Annotated in this window: 14 protein-coding genes; 6 read left to right on the top strand and 8 right to left on the bottom strand. The window is 70.6% G+C overall.

What is annotated here, in order from left to right; genetic code table 11:
- Nucleotides 1-24 precede the first annotated feature (24 nt).
- From ectB to ABD987_RS18680, 4 genes are all read left to right on the top strand, one after another.
- Nucleotides 25-1281, top strand: coding sequence for a diaminobutyrate--2-oxoglutarate transaminase (gene ectB / locus ABD987_RS18695; protein WP_345394614.1), 1257 nt, complete (start codon nucleotides 25-27; stop codon nucleotides 1279-1281).
- Between the two features lie 10 nt (nucleotides 1282-1291).
- A complete protein-coding gene (locus ABD987_RS18690; RefSeq protein WP_345394611.1) occupies nucleotides 1292-1687 on the top strand; it encodes an ectoine synthase in 396 nt (131 codons plus the stop codon).
- 38 nt (nucleotides 1688-1725) lie between these two features.
- Nucleotides 1726-2628 (top strand): ectoine hydroxylase, encoded by a 903-nt coding sequence (gene thpD, locus ABD987_RS18685; RefSeq protein ID WP_345394608.1) that lies wholly within the window; start codon nucleotides 1726-1728, stop codon nucleotides 2626-2628.
- Nucleotides 2629-3150: 522 nt separating this feature from the next.
- A complete protein-coding gene (locus ABD987_RS18680) occupies nucleotides 3151-5931 on the top strand; it encodes an AfsR/SARP family transcriptional regulator (protein ID WP_345394605.1) in 2781 nt (926 codons plus the stop codon).
- A gap of 323 nt (nucleotides 5932-6254) precedes the next feature.
- Here the strand turns inward: ABD987_RS18680 and ABD987_RS18675 are convergent, their stop codons facing one another.
- The 6 genes from ABD987_RS18675 to ABD987_RS18650 all read right to left on the bottom strand — a co-directional run bounded on the left by ABD987_RS18675 (nucleotide 6255) and on the right by ABD987_RS18650 (nucleotide 11062).
- Nucleotides 6255-6833, bottom strand: a complete 579-nt coding sequence (locus tag ABD987_RS18675) for a DUF4190 domain-containing protein (RefSeq protein ID WP_345394602.1) — start codon at nucleotides 6831-6833, stop codon at nucleotides 6255-6257.
- 648 nt (nucleotides 6834-7481) lie between these two features.
- A complete protein-coding gene (locus ABD987_RS18670) occupies nucleotides 7482-8369 on the bottom strand; it encodes a hypothetical protein (RefSeq protein WP_345394599.1) in 888 nt (295 codons plus the stop codon).
- On the bottom strand, nucleotides 8366-8842 hold the full coding sequence (locus ABD987_RS18665; protein WP_345394597.1) for a DUF6932 family protein: 477 nt from the start codon (nucleotides 8840-8842) through the stop codon (nucleotides 8366-8368). The genes ABD987_RS18670 and ABD987_RS18665 overlap by 4 nt, the downstream gene beginning before the upstream one ends.
- Before the next feature lie 90 nt (nucleotides 8843-8932).
- Nucleotides 8933-9418, bottom strand: a complete 486-nt coding sequence (locus ABD987_RS18660) for a hypothetical protein (protein WP_345394594.1) — start codon at nucleotides 9416-9418, stop codon at nucleotides 8933-8935.
- 5 nt (nucleotides 9419-9423) lie between these two features.
- Nucleotides 9424-10167, bottom strand: a complete 744-nt coding sequence (locus tag ABD987_RS18655; protein ID WP_345394591.1) for an OmpA family protein — start codon at nucleotides 10165-10167, stop codon at nucleotides 9424-9426.
- A 76-nt stretch (nucleotides 10168-10243) separates the two neighbouring features.
- Nucleotides 10244-11062 (bottom strand): SGNH/GDSL hydrolase family protein, encoded by an 819-nt coding sequence (locus tag ABD987_RS18650; RefSeq protein WP_345394588.1) that lies wholly within the window; start codon nucleotides 11060-11062, stop codon nucleotides 10244-10246.
- A 239-nt stretch (nucleotides 11063-11301) separates the two neighbouring features.
- Between ABD987_RS18650 and ABD987_RS18645 the strand changes: the two genes are divergently transcribed.
- On the top strand, nucleotides 11302-11970 hold the full coding sequence (locus tag ABD987_RS18645) for a DUF3159 domain-containing protein (protein WP_345394585.1): 669 nt from the start codon (nucleotides 11302-11304) through the stop codon (nucleotides 11968-11970).
- 107 nt (nucleotides 11971-12077) lie between these two features.
- Here ABD987_RS18645 and ABD987_RS18640 read toward each other — a convergent pair whose 3' ends face one another.
- Nucleotides 12078-13037, bottom strand: coding sequence for an N-acetylglucosamine kinase (locus ABD987_RS18640; RefSeq protein WP_345394582.1), 960 nt, complete (start codon nucleotides 13035-13037; stop codon nucleotides 12078-12080).
- Nucleotides 13034-14077, bottom strand: coding sequence for an SIS domain-containing protein (locus ABD987_RS18635; RefSeq protein ID WP_345394579.1), 1044 nt, complete (start codon nucleotides 14075-14077; stop codon nucleotides 13034-13036). Before ABD987_RS18635 ends, ABD987_RS18640 begins: the two co-directional genes overlap by 4 nt.
- A gap of 154 nt (nucleotides 14078-14231) precedes the next feature.
- Here ABD987_RS18635 and ABD987_RS18630 point away from each other — a divergent pair, with 154 nt between their 5' ends.
- Complete coding sequence (locus ABD987_RS18630) at nucleotides 14232-14987, top strand: GntR family transcriptional regulator (protein ID WP_345394576.1); 756 nt, start codon at nucleotides 14232-14234, stop codon at nucleotides 14985-14987.
- Nucleotides 14988-15073 lie beyond the last annotated feature (86 nt).

Here is a 15073-nt window from a genome sequence, read left to right as displayed (position 1 = left end):
GCGAGAGGGAGAAAAGAAAGCGTCATGAGCATCTTCGAGGATCTCGAATCCGAAGTTCGCAGCTACAGCCGGGGCTGGCCGGTGGTCTTCGACCGCGCGCAGGGCAGCTGGTTGCACGACGAGAGCGGCAAGGCGTATCTCGATTTCTTCGCCGGCGCGGGCGCGCTCAACTACGGGCACAACAACCCGGTGCTGAAACAGGCGCTGCTGGACTACATCCAGCGCGACGGCGTCATCCACGCGCTGGACATGTTCACCGTGGCCAAGCGGGACTTCCTGCAGACGTTCCAGGAGAAGATCCTCGCCCCGCGCGAGCAGGACTACAAGATCATCTTCCCCGGTCCCGGCGGCGCGAACGCCGTCGAGGCCGCGCTGAAGCTCGCGCGCAAGGTGACCGGCAAGGAATCGGTCATCAACTTCACCAACGCCTTCCACGGCATGACGCTGGGCGCGCTGTCGGTCACCGGCAACTCGATGAAGCGGGGCGGCGCCGGTGTCCCGCTGGTGCACGCCACGCCGATGCCCTACGACAAGTACTTCGACGGCGCCATGCCGGACTTCCTGTACTTCGAGAAGCTCCTGGAAGACTCCGGCAGCGGTCTCAACGAGCCCGCCGCGGTGATCGTCGAGGTCGTGCAGGGCGAGGGCGGGATCAACGCCGCGCGCATGGACTGGCTGCGGGGGCTGCAGGAGCTGTGCCGCCGGCACGGCATCCTGCTCATCGTCGACGACGTCCAGATGGGCTGCGGCCGTACCGGTCCGTTCTTCAGCTTCGAAGACGCCGGGATCCAGCCGGACATCGTGTGCCTGTCGAAGTCGATCAGCGGCTACGGCCTGCCGATGGCGCTCACCCTGATCCGGCCCGAGCTCGACGTCTGGGAGCCGGGTGAGCACAACGGCACGTTCCGCGGCATCAGCCCCGCGTTCGTCACCGCGACCGAGGCGATCCGGACATACTGGAACGACGACGATCTGGAGAAGTCCACCAGGGCCAAGGGCGAGCGCATCGCCGCCGCCTTCTCCGGCCTCGTCGAGACCTACCCCGAAGCCGAGCTGACGGCCAAGGGCCGCGGGCTCGCGCGCGGCCTCGAGTTCGCCAGTGGCGAGCTCGCCGGAAAGGTCTGCGCCGCGGCGTTCGACCGGGGCCTGCTGATGGAGACCTCCGGCCCGGACGGCGAGGTGATGAAGCTGCTGCCGCCGCTGACGCTGACCGACGACGAACTGACCCAGGGGCTCTCGATCATCGACGAGTCCGTCGCCACCGTACTGAAGAAACACTAAGGAGCTGCCCGTGCTGGTCCGCACCCTGGACGAGGTCACCGACACCGAGTCCGACATCAAGACCCCCAACTGGCGGAGCAAACGGATCATCCTCGCCAAGGAGGGAGCCGGGTTCTCGGTGCACGAGACCACGCTCTACGCGGGAACGGTGAACGACTTCTGGTACGCCAACCACGTCGAAGCCGTCTTCATCGTTTCGGGCGAGGGCGAGATCGAGGACAAGGCCACCGGGAAGGTCTACCCCCTCAAACCGGGCTCCCTCTACCTGCTGAACGACCACGACAAGCACCAGGTCCGGCCGAAGACCGAGATCAAGTGCGTGTGCGTGTTCAACCCGCCCGTCACCGGTGCCGAGGTACACGACGAGAACGGCGTGTACCCGCTGGTCACCGAAGAAGCTTCATAGGCCGAACCCGTAAGACAACGTCAGGAGGCGAACCAACCGTGACACTGATGGGCACCCGCGTCGAAGACTCGTACCCGACGCGGATCACCGGCACGCCGGAGCACCTGCCACGCCCCCACCCCACCGTGTGGGGTACCGAAGCCGACGGTCCGATCGACGCGGCCACGCTGGCCAACCACGAGACCAAGGGCTACACGATCGTGGAGGATCTGCTCTCGCCCGGTGAGGTCCAGACGTACTGGCAGGAGCTGGTCCGGCTGTCCTCGTCCGAGGAGCTGAGCGGCGACGAACGCGTGATCACCGAGCAGAAGACCGGTGAGGTGCGCTCGGTGTTCGACGTGCACGAGATCAGCGAGCTCATCGCCGAACTCGTGCGCGACCCGCGGGTGCTCGACCGTGCGCGGCAGATCCTCGGCTCCGAGGTCTACATCCACCAGAGCCGGGTCAACTACATGCCCGGCTTCAAGGGCACCGGGTTCTACTGGCACTCGGACTTCGAGACCTGGCACGCCGAGGACGGGATGCCGATCCCGCGCGCGGTCAGCTGCTCGATCGCGCTGACCGACAACTACCCGTTCAACGGCGGGCTGATGGTCATGCCCGGTTCGCAGCGCACGTTCGTCCAGTGCGCCGGCGAGACGCCGGACGACAACTACAAGAGCTCGCTCAAGGACCAGCGCGTCGGTGTCCCGGCCGAGGACGACATCACCAAGCTGGCCGCCGAGTACGGCATCGACCAGTTCACCGGTCAGGCCGGCTCGGCGCTGTGGTTCGACTCGAACATCATGCACGGCTCGGCGAACAACATCACCCCGTATCCGCGGTCGAACATCTTCCTGGTGTTCAACAGCGTGGAGAACGCGCTGACCGACCCGTACGCGGCCGCGCAGCCGCGTCCGGCGTTCATCGCGGGGCGGGACTCGACGCCGTTGAGCCGCTGACGCCGGGCCGAGGTGTGGGGCGGCTGTAGCCGGTTCTGTGCGCCCTGTTACCTTGTCGCCACGCGTGGGCAGTGGTTCACGCTGACGTCACCGACCCTCGGCCGGGTTCTTGAAGCTCGGGGTGAGCCAGCCCGGACGGCCGGACGGTGACGCCTCGGGTGGACCGCGCCCCCTGGCGGCCCAGCCGACGGCTCCAAGCCGGGCCCTGCACCATCAGATCGGGACTGATGGTGCAGGGCCCGGCTTCTTTCTTTCGCCGGTCGAACGGGCACGAACGGACCCCTCGCGAAAAAAGCGGATTCGTGGTCTCCGCCGAATGCGTTACGACATCCGGCGTAATTGATGCCCGCGAAGTGGTAATCGGTGACAAACCACCTGGCCCGCGACGGACGGCGTACCGGCCCGGCGCCAGGCACACTCGTTCTTCTCCGCGGAATCGTGTGGGTCAGTCCCCGATCACGGTAAGTTGACATTCCTGGCGAGGGAGACGCCGGAAGGACGAACGGGGAGGTGGGCGCGAGCATGGCCGAAAACGGATTGACCGCACGATTCCGGCTGCTCGGCCCGGTCCAGCTCGTCGTCGGCGACCGGACGGTGCCGATCGGCGGTCCCGGTGTCCGTGGTCTGCTCGCGCTGCTGGCGCTCAACGCCAACAAGGTCGTCGGGCTCGACGAGATCATCGACGCGCTGTGGGACCACGACCCGCCCGCGACCGCGCGGACCATCGTGCACGGCAACGTCTCGCATCTGCGCCGGGTACTGCGCAACGTCCAGGGCGAGCACGGCGCGCGCATCCTCACCAGCCCACCGGGTTACCTGCTCGTGGTCGACCCGCTGCTGATCGACGTCCACCACGCGCGAGCCCTGCTGGGCCGGGCCGCGCACGCCCGTCCGGAGATCGCCTCCGCCCTGCTGGCCGAGGCGCTGGCGCTGTGGCGCGGCCCCGCGTTGTCCGGGGTGCCGGACGCGTTGCGCGCGCCGGAGCTGGAGGATCTGCGGCTCGCGGTGCACGGCGCCAGGGTCGACGCGGACCTCGATCTGGACCGCCACGCCGAGCTGATCGCCGAGCTGAGCCCGATCGTGCGGGCGAACCCGCTCGCCGAGCGCACCGCGGGCCAGCTCATGCGCGCGCTGTACTACGCGGGCCGCCGGGGCGACGCGCTGGAGCTGTACCGGACCGTGTCCCGCGCGATCATGGACGCGCTCGGCGTCGAGCCCGAAGCCAGGCTGCGCTGGGTGCACGAGCGGATCCTCAACGACGACCTGCCGTCCCGCGCGGAAGCCGGCGCCGGGGCGGCCCGCGGCGCCCAGCCGGATCCCGAGCCCGCCCCCTCCCAGCTGCCCGCCGCGGTGCCGAGCCTGCCCGGCAGGCAGGCCGAGCTGGCCTGGCTCGACGACCTGGTCGGGCGCGGGGACGGCACCGTCGCCGTCGTCTCCGGCACCGCGGGGATCGGGAAGAGCGCGCTCGCCGTGTGGTGGGCGCACCGCGTGGCCGACCGCTTCCCGGACGGCGTGCTGTTCGCCTCGCTGCGTGGTTTCGACACCCGGCACTCGCCGCTCGACCCGGCCGAACTGCTCACCCAGTTCCTGCTCGGGCTCGGCGTGACGACGGCGCAGATCCCGGACCGGCCGCACGAACGGGCCGCGCTGTACCGGTCGCTGATCGCCCGGCGCCGGATGCTGGTGGTGCTCGACGACGCCCGCACCACCGATCAGGTCCGGCCGCTGCTGCCGCCGGGTCCGGGGTCGATGACGGTGGTGACGAGCCGGTCGCGGCTGGACGGGCTCGCGGTGTCGAACGCGGCGAAGCTGCGGGTGCTCGGCGCGCTCGCCGAGCCCGACGCCGTCCAGGTCATCGAGGAACTGGCCGGGCCCTCGCCGCTCAACCACGAGCTGGCGAAGCTCTGCGGCTACCTGCCGCTCGCGCTGCGGATCGCCGGCGCGCGGCTCGCCGCCGGTCCGAAGTGGACCGCGCAGGACCTGGTCGCGGAACTGCGGGACGAGCACACCCGGCTGGCCGCGTTGCAGGTCGAGGGCGCCGAGGGCGGGGTGCGGGCCGCCTTCGACGTCTCCTTCCGCAGCCTGCCCGCCGAGGTCGCCGAGACGTTCCTCCAGCTCGGCGCGGTGCCGGGACCGACGGCGGGGCCGTACCTGATGGCCGCGATCGCGCGGGTGCCGATGGCCGAGGCCCGGCGGCGGCTGCGCGCGCTCGCCGCGCACAACCTGGTCACCGAGACCGACCGCGACGTCTTCGCGCTGCACGACCTCGTCCGCGTCTACCTGCGCGAGCTGACCGAGACGGAGCTGCCCGCCGAACGCCGGGCCGTGCTGCTGGACCGGCTGGTGGAGTTCTACCTGCGGACGGCTGATCACGCCCGTCGCCGGATGGTCCGGATCGCCGACCCGGTGGACTTCTCCGGCGCGCCGGAGAAGATCGAACTGCCCGCGATCGTCTCCTTCGACGACGCGCTGGACTGGTTCACCGCGGAGTGGCCGAACCTCCTGGCGACGCTGGCCGCGGTGAACGTCAAGGGCCGGTACGGGCAGGCGTGGCGGCTGGCCCAGGTCGCCCACAGCTACCGGCTCGTCTCCCCGTTGCTCGACGAGTGGACGCGGATGGTGGACTGCGGGCTGCGCGCCGCCGAGGACGCGGGCGATCCGGCCGGACAGGGTTGGATGCTCGTCGCGCGGTGCGCGATCGCGCTGACGTTCGAGGTGCCGCACAGCGCGATCGCCGACGCCGAACGGGCCGTGGAGCTGGCCGCCGGGCTCGGCGACCGTGGGTTGTCGATCGCCGCCGCCGTCCACCACGGCAGCTTGATCAGCCTGCTCGGCGAGCACGACCGCGCGGTCGAGCTGCTGCGCTGGGCGCTGGGCGAGGCCGAGCACGGCGGGAACGTCGAACTGCGCGGCCAGGTGCTGACCGACTGCGCGGTGATCGAGAAACGGGCCGGGCACCTCCGGGAGGCGATCGCGCACCAGCTCGAAGCGCTGGAGATCGACCGGGAACTGGGCGACGACTGTTACGCGATCGTGTCGCTGAACCGGCTCGCCGAGCTCACCCTGCGAACCGGCGAGGTCGACGACGCCGAGCGGTACGCCGGGGAGGCCATCGAACTGGCCATACGCGGCCGGTTCGTGTTGCAGGAAGGCGTGCTGCGCCTGACGTTGGGCCGGGTGCTGCGGACCAGGGGCGAGGCCGAGGCCGCCCGCGAGCAGTTCGCGCGGGCGCTGCGGATCTACCAGCGCGCGAATCCGAACCTGGTCGGCGGAGCCCGCGTCGAACTGGCCGGACTGGACTGAGCGACGAGGCGGACGGAATGCCCGAAAGGGCATTGTCCGCTGCCCTTTCGGACCACGGATTCGGTGTCGCCCAGCGGGAAAACGACCTGTCGGGGGGTGCCCAAGCGCGCACCCTTAGTGGATTCTTAGTGGCTGGGGCCGTGATCCGCGTAGGGTCCGGCCAGTGCCCGCTGAGCCCTAGGGGAGGGGCAGCCTGTGAGGTGGGCGCGTCGGACCCGTAACCCCTAGTCGGGTTCGACCAGGAGCCGTCAGGGACGGCTCAGGCGGCCCGGCCGGGGACACGTCGGGGGGAGAACCGGCCGGGCGCCAGGCAGCCGCGCGCGTCAGCCGACGTTCGCCGTGCACAGCGCGATCGTGGTGCCGGTGTTCTCGGCGACCTTCTTGCCGTCCACCGTGATCGAGCAGCTGATCTGGTTGTTGACGCTGCCGTTCGGCGAATCCGCGGTCAGCGTCAGCAGGTACGCGCCCGAGTTGTAGGACGCCTGCTGCCGCCAGGCGTCCGTGCTCGACGGCGTGGTCCCGGTCAGCTGCGTGTTGAGGCTCCCGTAGCGCACGTTCGCCCCGCCGTTGGCGGTGACGACGAAGGCGACGGTGTGCTTGTCGCCGCTCACCGCGGGCATGTGCAGGCCCGCCGCGGTGCCCCCGCTGAAGTAGGTCTGGTACACGAGCCAGCCCGCCGTGGTGAGGAGGGCGAGCGCGCTGATCACCGCGCCGGTGACCGCCACGCCCCGGTTGCCCACCGTGCCCCGGCTCGCCTGGACGGCGCCGACGATCGCGAGCACCAGCCCGCCACCGGCCAGCGGCCAGGCCGCCAGGGTGGCGACCGGCACGAAGACGACTCCGAACGCGGCGAGGCCGCACACGAGACCGATGATGCCGAGCGTGTTCCGGCGGGGTTTCACCTTGCTCGCTCTGCGTCGCTGGGTGGCGGCGATCGGATCCTCTACTCGGCCGTGTCGCGCGGTCGAACGCGGAGACGGCGGCTCGGTGATCATTTGCACTGCCCTTCGACTCGGAGAGGGCCGACGTTAACCCAAAAGTGTGGCGCAGAACGAAATCGTTACATACTGGAAAACGTCATTGTCCCACCGCGACCGTGAGTGCTCCGTCATTCCTTGACCAGCGACGATGATGGTTGAATCAGCAACGATCGGATTTCCTGGCAATGGCGAATCGGGATGGATGTTTCGCGTGTGATCGGTGCCGGATCAGTCCGTTTTTTCCACGTCGGGGCGCACTGGCGCGGAATTCGCATTGCGAACGGTCGTTCGCGGGAACGGGAAATGCGCCGGATGGCGCAGTCGTTGACAGTGGGTGATCGGCAGGGCACGCGCGGCCGACCGGCGGCACGAATCGGCGACACGGTGTTCCGGTGTGACATTCATGCCGACCGGCGTCACAGATGGGCTCGGGGTGTCCACGCCGGACACCCCGAGCGGCGTCACGGGCTGGCTGCGCGAGGGTAAGCCCGCGGCGCCTCAGTATCTTGCGGGACACCCGCACCCGATCGGCGTCACGGGCTGGCTGCGCGAGGGTAAGCCCGCGGCGCCTCAGTGCTCGTCGAACAGGCTCACTTCGGGCGTGATCTCGAGCAGCTCGTGCACCGGGCGTCCCCGGCGGCCGTCGATGGTCGTGGTGCGCACGACCCGCAGCCGCGCGGTGACCGGACGGTCCAGGTTCTCCTTGATCTGGTCGAGCAGATCCTCGGCCACCGCGCCCTGGATCGTGCCGCCGGACTCCCGCTCCAGGTAGAAGATCCGCCGTCGCGTACGGACACCGTCGAGCCGCCCGGTGACCGTCTCGTAGCCGACGGCCTCGCGGGACTCCCGCAGGCTGCCCTGCAGGATCCTGGCCTGCTCGCTGGTCATGCTGCGGGTGACCTGCTCACCGGCGGTCGGCGTCAGCGCCATTCCGATCCCGGCGTGCTTGCTGACCGCGTTGACGACGTCGCTCACCGCGTTGCGGACGGTGTCGCGCTGGAGCAGGACGGCGTCGAGCGCGCCGTCGTCGGAACCGTTGGCGGGCAGGAAGTCGCACAGCTCCTTGACCGCGCGCTCGGACAGCGTCTCGATCCCGTCGTGGATGAGCGCGTCGTCGAGCGCCGGTTCGGGGAAGCCGAAGAAGATCGCGTTGCCCGCCTGGCCGCGCTGGATGAGCGGGGCCTTGTCCCGGTCGGCCTGCTGGACGATGGTGACCTCGCCCGACGGGTTGCGGATGATGTGCCCGATCTTCGCGGTCGCGTCCTGCAACGCCCGGCTGATGTCGGAGAACGTGTACGCGTCGATGTGCGTCTCGCCGATGACGGACACGTGCAGCAGCGGCGAGCGGCAGGTCCGCTCGAACTTCGCGTTCGCGGCCATCGCCGACGCGCGGGCCAGGTCGTCGAGCCAGGTGCCGCCGGGGATCTCGTCCGCGACGCGCCGGAATTCGTTCCTCACCAGACCATCTCCGGATATCCCTTGCCGCCCTCGGCCCACACCTCGGCCCAGACGTCCTCGTCGCCGGGACGGCAGAGGAAACCGTCCAGCATGCCCCCGACCGGTTGAACCTGATCGAGGTACATCGCGGGCTGGCCGACGAACACGCCGCGCAGCGTCAGCAGGCCGTACAGCGCCGACCGGCCGGCGTCGTCGAGGCGCTTGAGCGCGCCCCACTCGTCCGGGATCAGCACCACGTCGAGACCGTGCGGGGGCTGCGGCGTCCGTGTCACGAACGCGCCGCCGATCCACGCCCGCCCGGACGGGATGATCCTTCTGGCCACGCCCAGGTAGCTGTTCAAGGCGCTGAAGAGGATCTCGCGCTCGTTCTGGAACGGCGCGTCGAAGACCAGCCGCTCGTAGATGTCGGCGAGATCGGCGTGATGGCGGCCGGGTGGCAGCAGGTTCTCCGCCGTCCAGCGCGGGAGCGCCATCGATAGCCTCCTTCGTCGCCCCGGGGCTCCCGATCGAAGAACGTCCGCGGCTCCCGCTCACAGTGCGTAGCCGAACTTACCAGGTGGGTGTCAGCCTCCGCGCCCCGGTTGGTGGGACCGGGCCGACGGGTCCTCCGGGGCCGGGTGCTCCGGCGAGTCCGCGGGCCACGCGTCGTCCGCCGGCCAGGCGGGATCGTCGGCCGCGTGGCGCTGGGTCTGCGGCGCCGGAGTCGGCAGCTGACCCTGCCGGTGCCCCTCCGGCTCGGGGTCGTACGGCTCCTCGTCCGGGTAACGCGGTTCGTCGTCCGCGTGCTCGTGCCGCGCGTAGGGATGCGCGTGGTCCTCCGGGTGTTCGTCGTCGTAGGCCGCCTGCGGGATGTACTGGGTTTCCTCGGCCGCGTGCGGTTCCGGCTCGTGGACCGGTTCCGGTTCGTGCTCCGGGTAGGGCTCGTGCTCGGCGTAGGGCTCGGGCGCCTCGCGGCGTTGGGCGGCGCGCATCACCAGCCACGTCACGAGCGCGCCGAGGAGGAACGCGAGGAGCAGCCAGAGCCAGATCTGCCCGAAGAGCCAGAACATCGCCATCACCCCTGTTCGACCGTGATCTCGGCCCGGCGGTCGTCGCCACCGGCGGCGGGCCGGGTGTCCCCGTACCCCTGCGCGGTGACCCGATCCTGCGGAACACCGTTGGCCTGCAACAGTTTCGCGACCGCCCTGGCCCGGTCCTGCGACAGCCGCAGCGCGGCGCGCTCCCCGCCGGGGCCGCGGGCGGCGTGCCCGCCGACGCGGAACTGGAGCTCCTCGGGCGCCTTCGCGAGCACCTTCGCCACCTCGCGGACGGCCTGGGTGCCCTGGGCGGTGAGCCGGGAGCTGTCCGGGACGAACGTGATCGGGGTGGCGGCCAGCACGCGGTCGAGCTCGGCCTGGACCCCGGCCTTACCGGTCGGTGGCGCCGGGGAACTCGACGGCGGGCTCGACGACGGAGGCGTCGACGGTGGCTCGGGCGCCGAGGAAGCGCTTCCCGGCGCGGACGGGGCCGCGGGACGGACGTCGCCGGAGATCGCGGCCGCCCCCACCCCGTCGACGGACTGCACGACGTCGAGCGCCCTGGTCGCCTGTTCCGGCGGGAAACCGCTCAGCGTCGCGTCCCGCCCGGAGAAGTCCACAGTGCCCGGTGGCAGTCCGGCGGCGGCCAGCGCGGACTGGGCGCGCGCGGTCAGGTCCGCCTCGATGGCGCCCGCGCGCAGCCAGGTCACGATCCCCGCGAGCAGGGCAGTGACCAGCAGCGCGATCGGGATCAGCCGGATCCAGCTGCGTGCGCCGGGCATAAAGGGACTGTAAGCCGGGTGCCCCGACTTGGCGACTCAGCTCGGCGCCGCGCGGGTGGGACCCGGCGGGCTCGCGTCAGCTGGCGGCGGCGTTGTCGGGCAGCTCGACGGGCGCGAGCGGGGCCAGCGGGGCCAGCTGGGGGCGCTTGGGGGACAGGCCGTCGCCCATCGACTCGCCCTTGAGCTGACGCCTTATCCACGGCAGCAGGTGCACCTTCGTCCATTCCAGGTCGGAGCGGCGCGAGGTGATCCACGTGTTGGGCTCGCCGGTCTCCGGCCACGGCTCGCGCCAGTCGGCCTCGACCGGGACGCCGAGCACCTCCGCGGTGCGCAGGGCGATCCGCCGGTGCGCCTCGGGCGTGAAGTGCAGCCGGTCACCGCTCCACGCGCGCCGGTCGTGCAGCGGGTCCATGCCCCACAGGTCGACCATCTTGGCGCCGTGCCGGTCGGCGATCGCCCACAGGTGCGCGTTGTAGAGGCCGACCTTGCCGCGCAGCACGTGCATCACCGACAGCGACTTGGTGTCCGGCCCGTTGAAGATGACCACCGGGATCCCGGCCGCGCGGAGCTTGGCGATCCCCGCCTCGAAGCGGGCGGCCACCGCGTCGACGTCGGCGCCGGGCACGATGATGTCGTTGCCGCCGGCGCACACGGTGACCAGGTCGGGTTTGAGCTCGAGGGCGATCGGGAGCTGCTCGGTGAGGATCTCGTCCATCATCTTCCCGCGCAGCGCGAGGTTGGCGTACTGGAAGCCGGCCCGGCCGTCCGCGAGGATCTCGGCCAGCCGGTCCGCCCACCCGCGGAAGGTACCGTCGGGCAACTCGTCGTTCAGTCCCTCGGTGAAGCTGTCACCGATCGCCACATAGCTGTCAAACACGCTGGGTCCCCTTCCCATCCGGCGCGCGGCTCCCGACATATAGTTGTACACCCCAACTAACCTTCGGACGCAGTCCCCCTGAGCCCGTCGGGTTCAACCGGCAGTCACAGTCTCTTATCTTGACGTACGTCCGCGCATCCCCATTACGTCTACTTCACATAACGTGGCCAAATCGCCCCAACGGGGAATACCTCGTACCTGTGGTGTAGGTCTCCCCGGGTCAGGGGTGCCGGGCGACTTCGGGCACGCTGGAAGACGTGACCGACGAATCCGTGCGCCGCGAGTCGCTCGCGCAGGTACTCGGCGGCCGCCAGGGTGCCATCGACGCGAGCATCCCGCCGGTCGCGTTCGTCGTCGGCTGGCTCGTGTCCGGCCGGTCGATCGGCTGGGGCGCCGGTGCCGCCATCGCGGTGGCCGCCGCGCTCGCCGTGTTCCGGATCACCCGGGGCGGCAAGGCCCGTGCGGTGGTGGTGAGTGTCGCCGCCGTGGCGGTCGCCGCGCTCATCGCGCTGCACACCGGCCGCGCCGAGGACTTCTTCCTCCTCCAGCTGCTGTCCAATGTGGCCAGCGCGCTCGCGTGGGCGGCGAGCATTGTCGTCCGCTGGCCGCTGCTGGGTGTCGTAGTCGGCCTGGTGACCGGACAGAAGACGCGGTGGCGCCGCGATCCCGCGCTGCTGCGTGCCTATTCGCGGGCGAGCTGGGTCTGGGTGTTCGGCCAGTACACACTGCGAGTGCTGGTGTACGGCGCGTTGTGGTGGTCCGGTCAGGTCGTCGCGCTGGGCGTGGCCCGCACGGTGCTTTCCTGGCCGCTGGTGGCGCTGACCGTCGCGGTGAGCGGCTGGGTGTTGTTCCGGACGTTGCCGGCGGGACATCCGGGCCTGCGCGCGGTACCGGATGCCCCGCCGGGTGACGTACCCAAGGCATAAGGCGGCCCCCGGCGAGGGGGGAGGGTCCGGGGGCCGGTTCCTACGGTACCTGGACAACCCCTCCCGCGTCGATGTTTTCGACTCGTTGTGCCACCTTTTGCCGATTTTTATCGTTCCGAAGGGCGCACGGCGTTGCCCTCGAAGGCGGCCAGCGCGGCGAGCCAGGCGGCGCCCAGCACGCCGTCGGAGCTGGTCAGCACCTCGCATCCGGTCAGCCGGGCCCGCACGAGGGCCCCGACCGGCCCCTCGGGGGACAGGACACTGCCAACCAGCACAACGGGTGACGACTCGCCCGTGTCGCGTGTCGCGAGCGCGTTCGTCACGAGCAACTCGGCCGCGCGAACGGTGATCCCCTTCGCCGCGAGATCCCCGGCGGCGTCCGCGGCGCTCACGAGCGGAGCGAAACGCGCGAGCCGGATCGGGGCCTCGGCATTGGCTTTCGTGATGAGAGCACGGGACGCGGCGAGCCGGTCGCCGTCGGTCACAACGTCCACAGCGGACAGTGCCAGTGCCTCGGCGAGTACCGCGGCCGGGAGCCCGTCGAGGGACCGGCCCCGGCCGAGAGCCTCCAAAGTGGAGCGCACGGCTTCCCGGCCGAGCCAGAAGGCCGACCCCTCGTCGCCGAGCAGCCAGCCGTACCCGCCCGCCGTGCCGGCGAGCCGGTGGTCCCGGATCCGCCCGGCGATCGAGCCGGTGCCCGCGACGAGCACCGTTCCGTCCGGAGAGGACGTCGCCGAGGCGAACGCCACCTCCGCGTCGGTCACCGTCCGCACCACGCCGCGCAGGCCGATCCGGTCCCACGCGGCGGCGAACACCGCCGCGATGGCCGGATCGGACAGTTTGCTCACTCCGGCCATACCCACCACGCAGGCGCGCACGTCCGCCGGATCGAGGTCGCCGAGCGCGGCGAGGATCGTGTCCGCGATACGCCCGGCGGCCACGGCGGGCTCGTGCGCGTTCGGGTTGGCGCCTTCGCCACGACCGGAACCCCGCACGACGCCGGTGGCGTCGGCCACGACCGCGCGGGTCGAGGTGCCACCGGCGTCGACACCGATGGTGAGGTTCACCGCGTCTTGGTCACCTTGAGCAGCCCGCGCGGGCTGTCCGGGTCGCCGCCGCGCGCCAGCGACAGGCCGAGCGCGATCCGCTGGATCGGCAGGATCTCCAGCACCGGCGCCAGCTCCTCGACCGTGGGCGCGACGCCGATGCGCAGCGCCGCCGGGACGTCCTCGGCCGCCGAGCCCACGGCCAGCACGTCCGCGCCCCGCTTGCCGACCGCGTCCAGTACGTCGCGCATGGCCTGGCCGCCGTGCCCGTTGCTGGTCACCGCGAGCACCGCGGTCTCGCCGTCGACGGCCGCGACCGGGCCGTGCAGCAGATCCGCGCCGCTGTAGGCGCGGGCGGCGAGGTAGCTCGTCTCGGCCAGCTTGAGCGAGCCCTCCAGCGCGGAAGCGTAGGAGTAGCCGCGGCCGGTGGTGAGGACCCGGTCGACGAACCGGTAGCGGTCGACCGCGCGCTGCACGCCGGCGTCCGCGCCGTCGAGGGTCTGCTGTGCCAGCTCGCCCAGCTTCGCGGCGTCGGCCGCCTTGCCGCCGCGGACCGCGTCGACGAGCAGGTACAGCGCGAGCAGCGTCGCGGTGTAGGTCTTCGTGGCGGCCACCGCCAGCTCGACACCGGCGCCGACGTCGACACCGAGTTCGGCCGCCTCGCGTAGCGGGGAGTCCGGCGTGTTCGTGACGGACACGGTCAGCGCGCCCTGGCGCCGCGCGGTCTCGGTGACCTCGATCAGGTCCGGGGAACCACCGCTCTGGCTGACCGTGACGAAGAGCACGTCCCGCAGGTCGGGACGGGCGCCGTACAGCGTGGCGGTGGACGGCGAGACCAGCCCCGCGGGAAGGCCGAGCAATACCTCGATCAGGTACTTCGCGTACAACGCTGCGTGGTCGCTGGACCCCCGGGCGGCGAGGAGCGCGAATCGCGGGGGCCGCTGTGAGATTTTTTCCGCCACTTCGGCGATTTCGGCCTGACGCTCGACCAGCCCCGCCAGAACGGCCGGTTGCTGGGCGATTTCCGCGGCCATGTGCTCGCCGGGACGTTGTTCGGTCATCACTTTCCTCTCCACCGGGACGCGGTGTCCCGAAGCGCTGGCGGCGTCGGTCAGGTCTAGACCAATGCTAGCCGGGCGGGCCGTTTGTGGAGAAGGGTACGTTTCCTAGTGGGAGCGTGGCGCGTTAAGCGGGAAGGCAGTAGGGAGTTCGGTCATGTTGGAGACAACCGCAACGGGTGAGGCAGGCTCGGTGAGCACGATTCGCGGGCAACGGGAGCCCAAGTACTGGGCATTGAAACAGCACCTTCTCGACCTGCTCGACGCGTTACCACCCGGCTCGCCCATTCCCACCGAACGCGCGCTCGCCGGCGAGTTCACGGTGTCCCGCACCACGGTCCGGCAGGCACTGGCCGACCTGACCGCGGAGGGCCGCCTGCACCGTGTTCAAGGGAAGGGCACCTTCGCGGCCGAGCCGAAACTCGCGCAGCGGCTCCAGCTGTCTTCCTACACCGAGGACATGCGCAAGCAGGGCCTCAAACCCTCGTCCAAACTGCTGGACCTGGAGGAGATCCCCGCCGAGGGCGATCTGGCGAAACTGCTCGGAATCCGGGCGGGCGCGAAAATCCTCCGGCTCAGCCGCCTGCGGCTCGCCGACTCCCAGCCCATGGCACTCGAGACCACACACCTGCCGCTCGGCCGATTTCGCGGACTGAAGAAGCACGTGTCCGCGGGCGGCTCGCTCTACGCCACACTGCACGAGCATTACGGCGTCGCACTCGATCGCGCCGAGGAAACCATCGAGACCTCGCTCGCCGGGCCGAGGGAGGCCGAGATGCTCGGCGCCGACGTCGGCATGCCGGTGCTGCTGCTGACCCGGCACTCCTTCGCGACCGACGGCAAACCGGTCGAATTCGCCCGCGCCACCTATCGAGGCGACCGCTACAAGTTCGTCACGACCCTGCTGCCCTGATCACGGGGGACGCGAACGTGCCGCGTCTTGCTTTCCCCGGGGACGCGGGCCACGGTGATCCCATGCGATCACGGAGCGGAGCGAAA

Source organism: Amycolatopsis samaneae, assembly GCF_039541975.1.
GTDB classification, from domain to species: Bacteria; Actinomycetota; Actinomycetes; order Mycobacteriales; family Pseudonocardiaceae; genus Amycolatopsis; species Amycolatopsis samaneae.
This window is presented reverse-complemented; position numbering and strand designations above follow the sequence as displayed.

What these genes read in the sequence shown, in the direction of transcription:
- ectB (WP_345394614.1), top strand. Translation starts at nt 25, where the DNA reads ATGAGCATCTTCGAGGATCTCGAATCCGAAGTTCGCAGCTACAGCCGG.
- ABD987_RS18680 (WP_345394605.1), top strand. Translation starts at nt 3,151, where the DNA reads ATGGCCGAAAACGGATTGACCGCACGATTCCGGCTGCTCGGCCCGGTC.
- ABD987_RS18665 (WP_345394597.1), bottom strand. Translation starts at nt 8,842, where the DNA reads ATGGCGCTCCCGCGCTGGACGGCGGAGAACCTGCTGCCACCCGGCCGC.
- ABD987_RS18660 (WP_345394594.1), bottom strand. Translation starts at nt 9,418, where the DNA reads ATGTTCTGGCTCTTCGGGCAGATCTGGCTCTGGCTGCTCCTCGCGTTC.
- ABD987_RS18655 (WP_345394591.1), bottom strand. Translation starts at nt 10,167, where the DNA reads ATGCCCGGCGCACGCAGCTGGATCCGGCTGATCCCGATCGCGCTGCTG.
- ABD987_RS18650 (WP_345394588.1), bottom strand. Translation starts at nt 11,062, where the DNA reads ATGGGAAGGGGACCCAGCGTGTTTGACAGCTATGTGGCGATCGGTGAC.
- ABD987_RS18635 (WP_345394579.1), bottom strand. Translation starts at nt 14,077, where the DNA reads ATGACCGAACAACGTCCCGGCGAGCACATGGCCGCGGAAATCGCCCAG.
- ABD987_RS18630 (WP_345394576.1), top strand. Translation starts at nt 14,232, where the DNA reads ATGTTGGAGACAACCGCAACGGGTGAGGCAGGCTCGGTGAGCACGATT.